Annotated in this window: 14 protein-coding genes and 1 tRNA gene; 8 read left to right on the forward strand and 7 right to left on the reverse strand. The window is 42.7% G+C overall.

Translation table 11 applies throughout. From position 1 onward, the window contains the following. Positions 1 to 3: 3 nt before the first annotated feature. Positions 4 to 654, forward strand: a complete 651-nt coding sequence (locus tag ACYZZR_RS11550; RefSeq protein WP_461534165.1) for a rhomboid family intramembrane serine protease — start codon at positions 4 to 6, stop codon at positions 652 to 654. A 29-nt stretch (positions 655 to 683) separates the two neighbouring features. On the opposite strand, the gene ACYZZR_RS11555 is transcribed toward ACYZZR_RS11550, so the two are convergent. Beyond that, complete coding sequence (locus ACYZZR_RS11555; protein ID WP_461534166.1) at positions 684 to 2,252, reverse strand: FMN-binding glutamate synthase family protein; 1,569 nt, start codon at positions 2,250 to 2,252, stop codon at positions 684 to 686. A gap of 110 nt (positions 2,253 to 2,362) precedes the next feature. After that, entirely contained in the window at positions 2,363 to 2,869 is a 507-nt protein-coding gene (locus tag ACYZZR_RS11560) for a DinB family protein (RefSeq protein ID WP_461534167.1), read from the reverse strand. A 404-nt stretch (positions 2,870 to 3,273) separates the two neighbouring features. Here ACYZZR_RS11560 and ACYZZR_RS11565 point away from each other — a divergent pair, with 404 nt between their 5' ends. Further along, positions 3,274 to 4,779, forward strand: coding sequence for an ATP-binding cassette domain-containing protein (locus ACYZZR_RS11565; RefSeq protein ID WP_461534168.1), 1,506 nt, complete (start codon positions 3,274 to 3,276; stop codon positions 4,777 to 4,779). Positions 4,780 to 4,871: 92 nt separating this feature from the next. Here the strand turns inward: ACYZZR_RS11565 and ACYZZR_RS11570 are convergent, their stop codons facing one another. From ACYZZR_RS11570 to folP, 4 genes are read right to left on the reverse strand one after another with little or no spacing between them, the layout of a single operon-like run. Beyond that, on the reverse strand, positions 4,872 to 5,987 hold the full coding sequence (locus ACYZZR_RS11570; protein ID WP_461534169.1) for a peptidylprolyl isomerase: 1,116 nt from the start codon (positions 5,985 to 5,987) through the stop codon (positions 4,872 to 4,874). Between the two features lie 23 nt (positions 5,988 to 6,010). Next, positions 6,011 to 6,610, reverse strand: coding sequence for a gliding motility-associated peptidyl-prolyl isomerase GldI (gene gldI / locus ACYZZR_RS11575; RefSeq protein WP_461534170.1), 600 nt, complete (start codon positions 6,608 to 6,610; stop codon positions 6,011 to 6,013). Next, complete coding sequence (locus ACYZZR_RS11580; protein ID WP_461534171.1) at positions 6,607 to 7,620, reverse strand: DHH family phosphoesterase; 1,014 nt, start codon at positions 7,618 to 7,620, stop codon at positions 6,607 to 6,609. Before ACYZZR_RS11580 ends, gldI begins: the two co-directional genes overlap by 4 nt. Before the next feature lie 56 nt (positions 7,621 to 7,676). Further along, the gene (folP, locus tag ACYZZR_RS11585) at positions 7,677 to 8,516 is read right to left on the reverse strand and encodes a dihydropteroate synthase (protein ID WP_461534172.1); all 840 of its coding nucleotides are present in this window, start codon (positions 8,514 to 8,516) and stop codon (positions 7,677 to 7,679) included. Between the two features lie 138 nt (positions 8,517 to 8,654). On the opposite strand from folP, the gene ACYZZR_RS11590 reads away from it, so the two are divergent. From ACYZZR_RS11590 to ACYZZR_RS11615, 6 genes are all read left to right on the forward strand, one after another. Further along, positions 8,655 to 9,191, forward strand: a complete 537-nt coding sequence (locus ACYZZR_RS11590) for a DUF1599 domain-containing protein (RefSeq protein ID WP_461534173.1) — start codon at positions 8,655 to 8,657, stop codon at positions 9,189 to 9,191. A 38-nt stretch (positions 9,192 to 9,229) separates the two neighbouring features. Continuing rightward, positions 9,230 to 10,333: a BT_3928 family protein gene (locus ACYZZR_RS11595; protein ID WP_461534174.1), complete on the forward strand. Its 1,104-nt coding sequence runs from the start codon at positions 9,230 to 9,232 to the stop codon at positions 10,331 to 10,333. 69 nt (positions 10,334 to 10,402) lie between these two features. Next, positions 10,403 to 10,909 (forward strand): TlpA family protein disulfide reductase, encoded by a 507-nt coding sequence (locus ACYZZR_RS11600; protein ID WP_461534175.1) that lies wholly within the window; start codon positions 10,403 to 10,405, stop codon positions 10,907 to 10,909. Continuing rightward, positions 10,906 to 11,655 carry a triose-phosphate isomerase gene (tpiA, locus tag ACYZZR_RS11605; RefSeq protein ID WP_461534176.1) on the forward strand — a complete coding sequence of 250 codons (750 nt, stop codon included), beginning with the start codon at positions 10,906 to 10,908 and terminating at the stop codon, positions 11,653 to 11,655. Before ACYZZR_RS11600 ends, tpiA begins: the two co-directional genes overlap by 4 nt. 24 nt (positions 11,656 to 11,679) lie before the next feature. Next, complete coding sequence (gene prmA, locus ACYZZR_RS11610; protein ID WP_461534177.1) at positions 11,680 to 12,516, forward strand: 50S ribosomal protein L11 methyltransferase; 837 nt, start codon at positions 11,680 to 11,682, stop codon at positions 12,514 to 12,516. 130 nt (positions 12,517 to 12,646) lie between these two features. Then, positions 12,647 to 12,958, forward strand: a complete 312-nt coding sequence (locus ACYZZR_RS11615) for an ATP-dependent Clp protease adaptor ClpS (protein ID WP_461534179.1) — start codon at positions 12,647 to 12,649, stop codon at positions 12,956 to 12,958. Between the two features lie 187 nt (positions 12,959 to 13,145). Here ACYZZR_RS11615 and ACYZZR_RS11620 read toward each other — a convergent pair. Then, a tRNA-Gly gene (locus ACYZZR_RS11620) sits at positions 13,146 to 13,218 on the reverse strand. Between the last annotated feature and the right edge of the window lie 498 nt (positions 13,219 to 13,716).

A 13,716-nucleotide genomic window follows, 5' to 3' on the forward strand; every position in this document is an offset into this window, starting at 1 on the left:
CAGATGAGTGAACTTAACTTGGTAATGATTGCGGTAATTGCCGCCAACGTATTGGTGTCTATAAAAGGCTTTAACGACCCTTCATTTTTCGAACGTTACAAATTCCACATTCGTCCCATAAAGAGAGGAGAGCGATTGAGAATGCTTAGTTCGGGATTTCTACACGTCGATTTTACCCACCTTCTCTTCAATATGTTTACCTTCTATTTTTTTGCCCCTGTGGTCATGTTTCACTTTAGCAATGTGCAATTTTTGGTTATATATCTCGCCAGCCTTCTTGCCGGTAATCTGCTGTCTTTTCAGTTTCACAAAAACGAGAGTGAATACAGTGCTGTAGGTGCTAGTGGGGCAGTAACAGGAATTATTTATTCGGCCATACTGCTCAATCCGGGCATGAGTCTTTACTTCTTTTTTATTCCCATTCCTATCCCGGCTTATCTCTTTGGAATAGGCTATTTGCTGTATTCTATTTACGGAATGAAAAACCGAGTGGGCAATATAGGGCATACCGCTCACTTTGGTGGTGCTGTAGGAGGCTATATACTCACCCTTGCATTTTATCCCGTACTAGCTGTACAGAATCCGCTTATGACGGGTTTGTTGGCTCTTCCTATTGTGCTCTTGTACATACTGGGAAGAACCGGAAAGATATAGGTGAGTAAACGAATTTTTACCAGAAAAATTTAATGTATTTCGCGATCCTTGCCTCCTAAATAAGGACAATCTTTGAGTTTTTGCATGCTTTCAAAAGGCACCTTTACCTTGTTGTATTGATAGGTGGCTGCAAGGGTTTGGGTGAGGTTGCGGTCACCCACGCTAATGTCTACATCGTACATGGTAAACTGGCAGGGGTGTTCGTAACCACAGGCATGGGTTATTTCGAGTAATTCTTTTCTAAAAGTGTCAAAATACTGTGCCAATCGATCTGATTTGAGCGGTATATTAATACCTCTCTGTAGCCATTTGCTCTGCGTAGCCACTCCACTGGGGCATCTGTTGGTGTGACAAGCTTGAGCCTGTATACAGCCTATACTCATCATAGCCTCTCTGGCGACATTGATACAATCAGCTCCCATGGCAAAGGCCATAGCTGCTTTTGCCGGAAAACCGAGCTTCGCACTGGCTATAAAGACGATACGGTCTGCAATGTCCATTTCTTTGAATATTCTGTACACATCGCTAAAACCGTATACCCAGGGCAGAGAGACGTGGTCGGCAAAGCTGGGAGGTGCAGCACCGGTTCCACCTTCTCCTCCATCTATGGTGATAAAATCTGGTCCCTTTCCAGTTTTTTTCATCAATTCAGCCAGTTCCTTCCATTCGTCCAGTTTACCTATGGCGGCCTTTATACCAACCGGTAAACCAGTTTCTCTTGCGATGTCTTCTACAAAATTTACAAGTTCCTTCACTGTGGAAAAAGCAGTGTGTGCCGCCGGAGAAATAACGTCTTTACCCATGGGAACATGTCTGATCTCAGAAATTTCTTTGGTGATCTTTTGAGCGGGGAGTACCCCTCCTTTTCCCGGTTTTGCTCCCTGCGACAGTTTTATTTCAATAGCGCGTACAAAAGGATTGTCTTCGACGAGTTTTTTGAGCTTTGCCATAGAAAAATTTCCCTCGTCGTCGCGAATACCAAAATAACCGGTACCGATTTGAAAAACGACATCCGCACCGTTGGAGTGATAGGGAGACAGCCCCCCCTCACCAGTATTGTGATAGGCTCCGGTTTTTTTCGCACCTTGATTCATCGAAGTCACTGCACGAGCCGATAGCGAACCAAAACTCATGGCAGAAATATTGATTACCGATCCCGGGCGGTATAATTTTTTTCTCTTGTGATATTCGCCCATTACCTTAGCACAAGGCAGAAAGTACTTGTCGGAATAGTTGGGATGATTTTCCTTGACCTTAAACGGAATAAATGCATTGTTGACAAAGATAAACTGATGTGAATAGATATCTCGATCGGTACCGAAACTCTCGTAGTTGTTTTCGTTTTTTGCAGAAGCGTATATCCAGCCTCTCTCTATACGGTTGAAAGGTAGTTCTTCTCGATTGTTGGCAACGAGGTACTGCCGGAGTTCCGGACCTATGCTTTCGAGTAAATAGCGCAAATGCCCTACTATGGGAAAATTGTGGCTTATGGTATGCGATTTTTGGACAAATACATCGCGAATGGCTACAAGGACAAGAAAAATAAGAACCCATCCCCACCAAGGGATATTACCCAGGAAAAGCAAAGGTGCATGCATAATGGTCGATAATTTGAAAATAAAGGGCGAGTGCCGCCTTCTGTTGTTAACTTACAGAACAAAGATACTAAAATTAAATACGAATCCGGATGCCCTCGCCCTTTATATATTTATAATAAACCTTTGTTTTCCTCTCGTTCCCAGAACGGAGGTGGGGTTAGTCCAAGTGCTCTGAGATACACATACCCCTGTCCGCGATGGTGTATTTCATTGTCTATAAAATACAGTAAGGAAGCGTATATAGGGTATTCATATAGACCAAAAGCCGACTCCACTACCTCAAAGCGTCCTTCCGGTATCTGTGGCCAAAGTGTGTCGATACGCTCTGTGGTTTTATCCCACAACTTGAGAATTTCCTCCTTGGTTTTTGGGGTAGGTATACTTTCCATATCTTCCCATTTTCCGGAAACAATTCCTTCTATCCCGGGTAGCGCGATCTTAATCATTTCCATCGCCATTTCAGAGAAGGGACGCATACCTCCTATACTGAAGTGATAAAGGTCCTTTTCAGGAAATGCTTCTATGACTTGTCTGGTCAGCCTTCGATGTCCTTGCCAATGAGTGTAAAGCATTTCTGAAGAAATTACATTTTGCTGATTGATGCTGTTCTCTTTCATAATATTGATGTTTTATGGTTTCTGATACAAAGAAAACAACAGCGAGTGACAGCCCTTTGTCAGTAGTGTTTTAGTTGATTAGTTTTTAGTTTTTGGTTTGGGTAGAATAAATTGTCTTTGTGCGGCGTCGCTTGTGAGCGGTATTCCTTTTTAAAAAAAATTATTTGCTATTGTAAAGTATTGCGCTTTATTTTTTTGACTTTTAGTGTATTGTGTACCCTTTTGTGGTCTTTAGTATCGGTGAGCATACCGTATGGCTACTGAATGAGAATTGAAGGTATATTATGTTTGTAGTGTGGTAAAACCCTTTCGGACAGATGACGATTTCGATATTTGAATCGGTTCAGTGTCCGTTAGCATTTAGTATCTTTCAGGGGGGTGACTAAAATTTAAAAAAGTTTATCATGATATATTGCGATCAGCTTGCTCTCGCTTACCGAGGGAATGCAATACTCGATTGTATAAGTTTCCGTCTGCCAGAGGGAGCTTCTTTGGCAATAGTAGGGGAGTCGGGTTCTGGAAAGACTACGCTTTGTAGGATACTTGCGGGTAAGATACAACCTTCTTCGGGAACATACGGTGGTATATCGAGCGTGGAAATGGTGGAACAGCAAGATCAGTTTCTCGCCATTTCCGGACGGGGTAATACCCATTACAGTCAGCGGTATGAAGCCCAAGACAATTCGGGGATGCCGGAGGTGTACACTTATCTGAAAGTTGTAGCCAAGGAAACGGGAGCTTCTGAGGAAGTGCTTGAGCAGGCGATTTCCCAAACACAAATAGGGCATATACTGAAGCGCAAGCTACTTCAGTTGAGCAATGGAGAGCGAAAGCGCACCCAATTGGCTGCAGCTTTGCTAAGGGCTCCGAAACTGCTTATTCTCGATCAGCCCTTTGTGGGCTTAGACGCTAAGTCGAGAGCGCATATCGACAGCTTGCTGAAAGAGCTCTCCAAATCTATGACGCTTGTCATTATCTGTGGGGGAGAACAAGTGCCCGACGATATAGACAAGGTGTTGGAGCTAGAGAAGGGGCGGCTAAAACAGTATGTAGATAGAGCGCATTACACTGCAGTGGCAAATAAACAGGTGGTGCTGAAAGACAACAGTTGGTTTGAACAACTACGGCCTTATGCTACTAGCCGAAAGTACGATGTGGTGGTAGGAATGGAACAGGTGAATGTCCATTTAGGCGGACAACACATCCTCAAAGATATCGATTGGACGGTGAAGTCTGGAGAACGTTGGGCGTTAACAGGACACAACGGTGCGGGAAAAACTACGCTATTGAGTCTTGTCACAGCCGATAACCCTCAGGGGTATAACAACAAGCTAATTCTGTTCGACCGAAGGAGGGGAACAGGAGAGAGTATCTGGGATATCAAAAAAGAAATAGGTTTTGTGTCGGCGGAGCTCCATCTCTATTTTTTAAGAGGAAAGGGAATATTAAATACCATTCCCGGAATTAATGGCAGGAATAGGGAAACCTATAGTAGTCTGAGTTGTCTGGACGTTATTGTTTCCGGGTTTAAAGATGAGGTAGGTGTGGTGAGTAAAGCTTCGGAATACCAGTTGAATCTGGCCGAACAATGGTTGTCTGTTCTCGGGCTCGAGCGTTTGAAAGAGAGTAATTTTGCTCATGCCTCATTGGGCGAGCAGCGTTGTATACTCTTGGCTAGGGCACTGGTAAAATGTCCTTCACTTCTTATTCTCGACGAACCCTTGCAGGGATTGGATGAACAGCAAATTGCATATTTTAAGGCCTTGCTCAACCGACTTTGTGAAGCGCTGGGTACGACCATGATATTTGTGTCGCATTACAACGGTGAGATTCCGGAATGTGTGAATAACAAACTGACCCTCGACCAGGGGAGGGTAGTGGAATGCGGAGTGTTCAATCGGGGCAATTAAAGGATGTTTGATATACTTTGTTCTCCTTTTGGAACAAAAAAGCCTGACAGCTTGATTGAGAAGCTGTCAGGCTTTATTTATTTTATCTCTTATTATTCTGCGGTTCCGATGATTTCGAGATCAAAAACCAGGTCTGCATTGGGAGGTATTATCCCGCCGGCACCAGCTTCTCCATAACCGAGATGTGAAGGGATAAAGAGCCTGGCTTTGTCGCCTATATTCATCTGTAACAAGCCTTCTCTAAAGCCCGCAATAAGAGGAGAATCTTTTCCGTAAAGCATCGGGATAGGATCGTATCCACCGCGTTGTTTTCTGATAGGATCTACACCGCCGAACTTTTTAGCTATATCTTCCAAGTTTGAGTCAAACAATTTTCCGGAGTCGAGGTAACCGGCATAGTTAACTTCTACATAGCTTCCTTCCTGTGGTTTTTTGCCGTTTTCAGCTTTGTTTAAGAAAAGTACTTTCAAACCGCTGGGGAGTTCTTCGGCTTCGTTTTTTTGCGTAGCGAATTCCTCTGCCATGGTATCGGCAGCTGCCTGTATTTGCTCTTCTTTTTCGTTTACCTCGTCAAAGTACTCGTTCATTACTTTTACGGCATCAAACTTTTTAGCTTCCTTGCCATTTCTTATAATGGTTACGCTTTCCATAACCACGTCTTCTACCGGTTTGTCATTGCCCGGAGTGGTTTTTACATTGGCGATACTGTCTACTACTTCCAGTCCCTTTACAATTTTTCCAAACACGGTATGAATACCGTCGAGGTGTGGGGTAGCGGTATGCGTAATAAAAAACTGACTGCCGTTAGTTCCCGGACCGGCATTGGCCATAGAGAGTATCCCTTTGCTGTCGTGTGTCAGACTGTCTACAATCTCATTTTTAAATTTGTATCCGGGTCCACCCATACCGGTTCCGGTAGGGTCTCCTCCCTGTAACATAAAATCTTTTATGACCCGGTGAAAAATTAGTCCGTCATAATATTTTTTGTTTTTCAAACTGTCGACCACAAAGGGATTAGTCCCCTCTGCCAGAGATACGAAGTTGGCGACGGTTACCGGAGTTTGCTCATAGTACAACTGCAGTATCATTTCACCTTTATTGGTCTCTATATCGGCAAAAATGCCATCGCCGAGATCCGAATGTTGTGTACTTTTGCATCCTAGCATAACCACTGCCAGCAGTAAGAAAATCAGGTTTAATTTTTTCATTTGCGTATTGTTTATGGTTTTCATTATTCGATGTGTTCTGTGTTAGTTTGTGTTGTACTGTCTTCCGCCCTTTTGAGAATATCTATCAAGCTCACTGTACTCTTTATCGGAACATTAGTTCCGATGCGATTTTCGTCTCCGTGATAACCATATCCCAAAGCTGAAGGGAACAGAAAACTAGCAGTTTCCCCTTTTTTAAGCAGCTTTATCGCTGTTCTGAGTCCGGGAAAAAGGGCTTCCTTGTCCACTTCAAAAGTAATGTTTCCTATTTCTTCACTACTGTAAACCACGCTGTTGTCGAGTAGCCTGATATCGTAATTGACAACGACAATATCGCCAGTTTTTGGAGTATAGGTAGCCGTGCTGTCTCTCTGAGTGTAGTAATACCAATATCCGTTGGAAGAGGAGAGGTAGTGATGCAGACTGTCTTCGGCTATAAGTTTCTGTATGTGCTCCTGTTCTGCCGCCAACAGGGCTTTGTTCCGCTCCACTGATTTCCTGAAAAACTCCCCTGTCTTTACCTGAACAGGTCGTCTGGCTTCCGGTTCATTACAAGAGAGGATGTTGTTGCACAGTAACAGTGCGAAAAGAATTTTGAGATGTCTTATGCCGAGGTTTTTCATACAGTTAGCATTGCTTTGTAATCGCGCAGTAGGTCTGTGAATTTCTCGACGGTTTTTTCCATAGACAAGTCACTTCTTCCACCGGCTGCATTGATATGTCCACCTCCGTTATAATGCTTACGCGCGAAATCGTTTACCGAAAAATCACCTTTAGAACGCAACGATATTTTGATAAAGTTTTCTAAGGTGTCTTCGATAAAAATAACCGCAAAACGAACTCCCTTCAGCGATAGTCCGTAATTGACAAAACCTTCGGTATCTCCTTTTTTAAAACCGTATTGTTCCAGTTCTTTTCGAGTAAGAGTGATATATACGGTGTTGTATTCTTGGAGTAATACCAAGTTTTTTAGGGCAGTTCCCAAAAGGTGTAAACGGCTCAGATTGTTGGTGTCGTACACCGCACTGTGAATCTCTGCATTCTGTGCTCCTCTGTCGATAAGATCGGCAATAACCCTATGGGTAAGGCTGGTAGTAGAGGGGAAGCGAAACGATCCAGTATCGGTCATAATACCCGTGTACAGACAGCTAGCAATTTCTCTACCAATTGTATTGTGATGCCCCATACTATCTATAAAGTTGTAAATCATCTCACAGGTAGACCCAATTTGAGGATCTGAATAGACGTAGGTGGCGTAGTTATCCGGCTGTTCGTGATGGTCGATCATCACAAAAGTGGCCTTGCTCTTTTCAAGGTCTTCTTTCATTTCTTCCACTCGATTTAAGGAGTTGAAATCGAGGGTGAAAATCAGATCGGCCTCTTCGATCAGACGTTTTGCTGTATTTTTCTTTGTTTCAAATTTAATGACTTCACTGTCGCCGGGCATCCATTTGAGGAAATCGGGATATTCGTTGGGAGCAATTACCGTTACACTATGGCCTAGAGACTTGAGATAGTGGTACATGGCCAATGAGGATCCCATGGCATCGCCATCGGGATTTTTATGAGGTATAACGACCACGTTTTGCGGTCTTTCCAGCACGGATTCCAGTTCTTGTATATTTGTATTCATAAGGGGCTAAGATACGACTTCTGTCGGTTTTTTATAAAAAATAGAACTTTACTTCATCAGGAGGTTGTCTGGGCATTCAACTGTGTGACAATCTCAATACTCTGCACTGCTTCCTTTACATCGTGAACTCTTAGGATGCCGATTCCCTTCAATAGTGCTATGGTGTTTACTACTGTGGTACCCGACAGTGCTTCGTCGGGTGAGATATCGAGCAAGCGATAAATCATAGATTTTCTGCTCACCCCGACCAGTACAGGTAGTCCGGTTTGATGTAGCAATTCCATTTGGTTGAGCAATTCGTAATTGTGTTTTAGCGTCTTGGCAAAGCCGAAGCCAGGATCGATGATGATATCGTCAATTCCGGCCTCTCTTGCCTTTGATATCTTTTCGGAAAAGTAGTATAGAACTTCTTTTGCTACATTGTCGTATTGCGGATTTTGCTGCATGTTTTGAGGGGTTCCTTTCATATGCATCATAATATAGGGAACGCGTAGGTCGGCTACGGTGGCAAACATTTCCGGATCCAGATTTCCCGAAGCTATATCGTTTACTATCGCAGCACCTTCCTGTACGCAGATTCGAGCTACAGAAGCCCTAAAAGTGTCTACCGATATCAGTGTGTTTGGAAAGTGTTTCAACACTGAGCTGACCACCGGAACAATGCGCTGTTTTTCTTCCTCTTCAGAGACGTGATCTGCTCCGGGACGGGAACTGTAGGCGCCTATATCGATAAAATGCGCTCCTTCATACAGCATTTTTTCAGTCTGTTTGAGTATGGCGGATTCCCGCTGATACCGCCCTCCGTCAAAAAATGAGTCGGGAGTAATGTTGAGGATGCCCATCACTTTTGGGCTACTGAGGTCGATAAGTTTTCCTTTGCAGTTGATAGTCGTCATAAAAAAGTGGGCTATATTATCGCACCGTAAAATTAGGGCAATATTTTTAGCTTGTAGAGACTGCAATGCTAAATTTTCCCAATAGGGTTGAGCATTTCAAAAAATTAATCGAAATTTACACCAAATACTCAAATCGATATGCAGCATACATCAGCGCAGTACGACGAGGTGATAGCCACCTGTAGAGAACTGTTTACACACAAGATGAAAGATTACGGCAGCGCTTGGCGAATATTGAGACTGCCTTCACTCACTGATCAGATTTTTATAAAAGCCCAGAGAATACGCAGTCTTCAGGAGAAAAAAATGAGAAAGGTAGACGAGGGAGAGGCTTCTGAATTTATCGGAATTGTCAATTATGCAGTGATGGCTCTCATACAGTTGCAAAAAGACGTGGCCGCTCAGCCAGATATGGGAGTCGAAGAAGCCACAGCATTATACGACAGTATGACTGCCGAGACCAAAACTTTGATGGAAGCCAAAAATCACGATTACGGCGAGGCTTGGCGAGATATGAGAGTGAGCTCGTTTACTGATCTCATTCTTCAGAAGATACTCCGCGTAAAACAGATTGAGGATAACGAGGGTAAAACCACGGTTAGTGAGGGTATAGCAGCCAATTACCAAGATATGATAAACTATGCTGTGTTTGCCTTGATTAAACTAAACTCCTAAGAGATAAAGACGGAGGTCTTAAACAAAAATTTACAACTATGAAATTTGCAGTATATATATCCCGTCTTATCGTAGGCGTGTTGTTTATTATAAGTGGGGGAATAAAAATTAACGACCCCATGGGGTTTTCTTTTAAACTGGAAGAATATTTTGGTATAGATGTGCTCAACCTGCCGTTTCTCGCACCTTATGCGCTCAGTATTGCCGTGTTTTTGGTGGTGGTTGAAGTTTTACTTGGTGTGATGCTGCTGGTGGGATACAAGCCGAAATTCACGGTGTGGAGCTTGTTGTTGATGATAGTGTTTTTTACTTTTCTCACCTTTTATTCCGCTTATTTTAACAAGGTGACCGATTGTGGCTGTTTTGGCGATGCCATCAAACTCACTCCTTGGGAGTCCTTTAGTAAAGACGTAGTGCTGTTGTTGCTCATATTGATTCTTTTTGTAGGCCGGCAGTATATCACTCCTTTAATATCAAAAAAGGTAGGGATGCTGGTTACTGTGGTAGGTCTTTTTGCATGTGCTCTCTTTGCACATCACGTGTTGAATCACCTGCCTGTGATAGATTTCAGACCTTATAAAGTGGGGGCTAATATAGTAGAGGGGATGACAGTTCCCGAGGATGCGCCCAAGCCGATATACGAGTATTCCTGGAAGTTTGAAGTAGATGGAGCGGAAAAAATAGTGAAGACAGAAGGCGATTATCCGGATGTAGACGGTAATTTTATAGGGGTTGATACCCGAGAAGTTCAGGCGGGCTACGTACCTCCTATTCACGATTTTACCATAGAGAAAGGCGGAGAAGATTACACCGGTGAAATGATGGAAGAAGACCGACTGATTATGGTTATTGCCTACAATATGAGCAAAGCTGATCTCGAGGGATTTTCTGCTGTTAAAGAGGCTACAGATCGCGCTATTGCTGCCGGATATAAGGTGATAGGAATGTCGGCTTCGGGAGAAGAACGCACGGCTTCGGTCAAGGCGCAGTACGATTTGAATTTTGACTTTTATTTTACCGATGAGACTACGCTAAAGACTATTGTCAGGTCAAATCCGGGGATAGTTAGGTTGCATCGGGGTACCATAGTTCAGAAACTGCATTTTAACGATGCTGATGAACTGGAAACAGCTGCGGAATAGGGTGTACTCCGAAATATTATTTTAAATTTGTGGAGCTTTCACTTTTACGAGTAAATTAAGCCGATTGTTATGAAAAAAATATTTGTGGCCATTTTCGTTGTGGCCTTTCTTCTGACGTGCCCTGTTGTTCGTTCGCAAGAGTTTTCTAAGGAAGCTCTGAGCGATGTTTTTCTCACTACCGATGGAAAGGATATCTCCTTTGCCGAGGTGTTGGAAAAATACAAAGGGAAAACCCTGTTTATAGATGTTTGGGCTTCCTGGTGTAAGGATTGTATTGAGAGTGTTCCTAGTCTGAGAAAGCTTAAAGAGCAGTATACAGATGTGGCTTTTCTCTTTCTGTCCCTCGACCGCAGTGTGGAAGGATGGCATAAGGGAAGAGAAAAACATCAATTGGATTACGGAGATCATTACTTTATCAAGGCCGGTTGGAAAGGCAGTGCCTTTTGTAAAAGTATAGAACTGGACTGGATACCTAGATATTTGGTAGTAAATCCTGAAGGAGAGATTATACTTCACAAAGCCATTGAAACAGACGATAAGCAATTGATAAACACACTAAACCATAGCATGCCATGAGAAGAAAAATTGTTGCCGGAAACTGGAAAATGAACAACGATTTAGGACAAACCGATGAATTGTTGACAGAACTTTTGAAAAAAATGCCTGAGACCGAGGCTTCGGTCATGGTGGCGCCTTCATTTATCAGTCTAAGGGTAGCTTATGACGCTTTGATACAAAGCCCAATAGAAGTTATTGCACAGAATATGCACTTTGCCGAGAGCGGAGCATATACCGGAGAAGTATCGGCTGAGATGTTGAAAAGCGCAGAGATCGATACGGTAATCTTAGGGCATTCGGAGCGCAGGGCTTATTTTAATGAAACCGATGAGACTCTCGCTAAAAAAGTAAGCACAGCCATAGCGCACGATATGACGGTAGTATTCTGTTTTGGTGAGGAACTGACAGACCGCAAGTCTAACAGGCATTTTGAGGTAGTGGAAAGTCAGTTGAAAAAGGGCTTGTTCCACTTGGAGTCTCAGGCGTGGAAAAATATTATCCTCGCATACGAGCCGGTTTGGGCTATTGGTACCGGAGAGACCGCTACTCCTGCTCAGGCACAGGAAATGCACGCCTTTATCAGAAAAACTGTTGCTGAGCAATACAGCAGTGATATAGCAGATAAGGTGTCTATACTCTACGGAGGAAGTGTAAAGCCCGACAATGCAAAGGAGATATTCTCTCAAGCCGATGTAGATGGTGGACTTATAGGGGGGGCATCGCTCAATGCAAAGGATTTTATCGCTATTATAGAGGCGATCTAGGTATGAGTCAATCGTAAAATTGAGATGGATATACAATATATAGGCTGTTGTTTTAAGGTAAATCCGGTGCAACCGGCTACAGATATTCTCATAGCGGAATTGGGGGAGGTAGGTTTTGAGAGCTTTGTAGAAAACGAAGACGGACTCAATGCTTATATCCTCAAAGATCATTGGGATCCTAAGTGTTTAGACGATATCTATGTCTTGCACAGTGGAGAATTTGAAATCAGCTACGACATAGAAGAAATAGCACAGGTAAACTGGAATGAAGAGTGGGAGAAAAATTTCCATCCTATTACTGTAGATGGGCGCTGTACAGTGAGGGCGCCCTTTCACAGTAATCCTAATACCGAATACGATATTGTGATAGAACCCAAGATGAGTTTTGGGACAGGGCATCACGAAACTACCCATATGATGATACAACATCTGTTGACACTCGATTTAAAGGGCAAAGAGGTGCTCGATATGGGTTGCGGAACCGGGGTTCTCGCTATATTGGCAGAGAAACTCGGTGCCGTAAATATCGATGCCATTGATATCGACAACTGGTGTTATCTCAATTCGCTGGAAAATGCAGAGCGCAACCACTGCCGAGAAATTACGGTCGCGGAAGGAGATGTAAGCTTGCTGGGTGATAGGGATTACGATGTTATCATAGCTAATATCAACAGGAATATACTACTCCAAGACATTCCTGCCTATGCCGAATGCCTCCGTCCGGGAGGAATTCTCCTGCTCAGTGGCTTTTACAAAGAGGATATTCCGCTTATCGACACCTTGTGTCAAAAACTGTCTATGACTCAGGAAGGGGAATTGGAACAGAACCACTGGGTCGCCCTTAAATACAGAAGAAGATAGTCGCGAAAATACAAATGACCTAAGGCTTACTCCTTTGGATTTAATTTTTGTTTAACTTTGCATCAGCGTTACTTAAATAGCTTTGTTACTTATTACATCGACTGCAAACACTATGGGATCAGAAAAAAATATGCTTGCACATTATCCGCATCTGGGATCTTTCAGGCTTTCTTTTCAGGAAGATACCGAAGAAGATGTATTGGTGTTAGAGGAGGTAGATCGTCAGAATGAGATCGTACTGTACAACGACGATGTCAATACTTTTGACTATGTCATCGAGATGCTTATCGATATTTGTGATCACACCCCCGAACAGGCGGAGCAGTGTTCTATCATTGTGCACTACAAAGGAAAATGTACGGTAAAGACAGGCTCTTACGAAGACCTTAAACCGCGTTGTTCCATGCTACTGGAGGGCGGACTTAGCGCAGAAATTATCTAAACATAGGTTTCTTCCCGTTCAGATTAACTACAATTTATATTTAAACATCAACTGTTAGAGCTGAGTGTGATCTCTTGGTTCAGATTTTTTAATCGTCAAATACACGGGTGAAATAGCGTTACACCGATGCGCGAATACAAATTGAATCGAAGAAAATAAAAGAGAAAAAGTAAAAGAAAAAAAGAAGAGCGGGAGACGAGGTTCGAACTCGCGACATTCAGCTTGGAAGGCTGACGCTCTACCAACTGAGCTACTCCCGCTTATACCGTATTACCGGTGTTAACTTGATAAGAACATTTTGTTAAATGCGCTGCAAATATAAGTAAACGGTATTATTAACTCCAAGAAAAAAAAGCATTTTGAGTAAAAAAAATGTGGAAACAATAAAGCTTTTTCAGATTTTAAAAACTATCTTTTTTATACACAATGATTTGCAAATTATTGCTAAAATAAGGAGGTAGCGAAAAAAAAACGAATTAATTTTATGTTTTCAAATTTACAGACCATTTTGCGGTCAAATTACCAACTAAGAACTAATCAACTATTATTGAGTTATTGGGTTACTAGGTTACTAGGTTATTGGGTTGGGTACTTAGTATTGAGATGTTAGTGACCACAACTGACTACGCCTGAAATAGGTTGCCCTTTTTCGCAAGATAATACAACATGAAAAAATCAGGAACCCGACGAGTTTTTGACTTGGATTTAAAATTAAGTTTGGTAAGTCAGATTGAAAAGGGAGAATTAAAAGTATCAGA

It is taken from the genome of Sinomicrobium sp. (assembly GCA_029266035.1).
In the GTDB taxonomy this organism is placed as follows: Bacteria; Bacteroidota; Bacteroidia; order Flavobacteriales; family Flavobacteriaceae; genus Sinomicrobium.

Excerpts from the sequence above, each read along its gene's own strand:
- ACYZZR_RS11550 (WP_461534165.1), top strand. The coding sequence starts at position 4 with ATGAGTGAACTTAACTTGGTAATGATTGCGGTAATTGCCGCCAACGTA.
- ACYZZR_RS11555 (WP_461534166.1), bottom strand. The coding sequence starts at position 2,252 with ATGCATGCACCTTTGCTTTTCCTGGGTAATATCCCTTGGTGGGGATGG.
- ACYZZR_RS11560 (WP_461534167.1), bottom strand. The coding sequence starts at position 2,869 with ATGAAAGAGAACAGCATCAATCAGCAAAATGTAATTTCTTCAGAAATG.
- ACYZZR_RS11565 (WP_461534168.1), top strand. The coding sequence starts at position 3,274 with ATGATATATTGCGATCAGCTTGCTCTCGCTTACCGAGGGAATGCAATA.
- ACYZZR_RS11570 (WP_461534169.1), bottom strand. The coding sequence starts at position 5,987 with ATGAAAAAATTAAACCTGATTTTCTTACTGCTGGCAGTGGTTATGCTA.
- gldI (WP_461534170.1), bottom strand. The coding sequence starts at position 6,610 with ATGAAAAACCTCGGCATAAGACATCTCAAAATTCTTTTCGCACTGTTA.
- ACYZZR_RS11580 (WP_461534171.1), bottom strand. The coding sequence starts at position 7,620 with ATGAATACAAATATACAAGAACTGGAATCCGTGCTGGAAAGACCGCAA.
- folP (WP_461534172.1), bottom strand. The coding sequence starts at position 8,516 with ATGACGACTATCAACTGCAAAGGAAAACTTATCGACCTCAGTAGCCCA.
- ACYZZR_RS11590 (WP_461534173.1), top strand. The coding sequence starts at position 8,655 with ATGCAGCATACATCAGCGCAGTACGACGAGGTGATAGCCACCTGTAGA.
- ACYZZR_RS11595 (WP_461534174.1), top strand. The coding sequence starts at position 9,230 with ATGAAATTTGCAGTATATATATCCCGTCTTATCGTAGGCGTGTTGTTT.
- ACYZZR_RS11600 (WP_461534175.1), top strand. The coding sequence starts at position 10,403 with ATGAAAAAAATATTTGTGGCCATTTTCGTTGTGGCCTTTCTTCTGACG.
- tpiA (WP_461534176.1), top strand. The coding sequence starts at position 10,906 with ATGAGAAGAAAAATTGTTGCCGGAAACTGGAAAATGAACAACGATTTA.
- prmA (WP_461534177.1), top strand. The coding sequence starts at position 11,680 with ATGGATATACAATATATAGGCTGTTGTTTTAAGGTAAATCCGGTGCAA.
- ACYZZR_RS11615 (WP_461534179.1), top strand. The coding sequence starts at position 12,647 with ATGCTTGCACATTATCCGCATCTGGGATCTTTCAGGCTTTCTTTTCAG.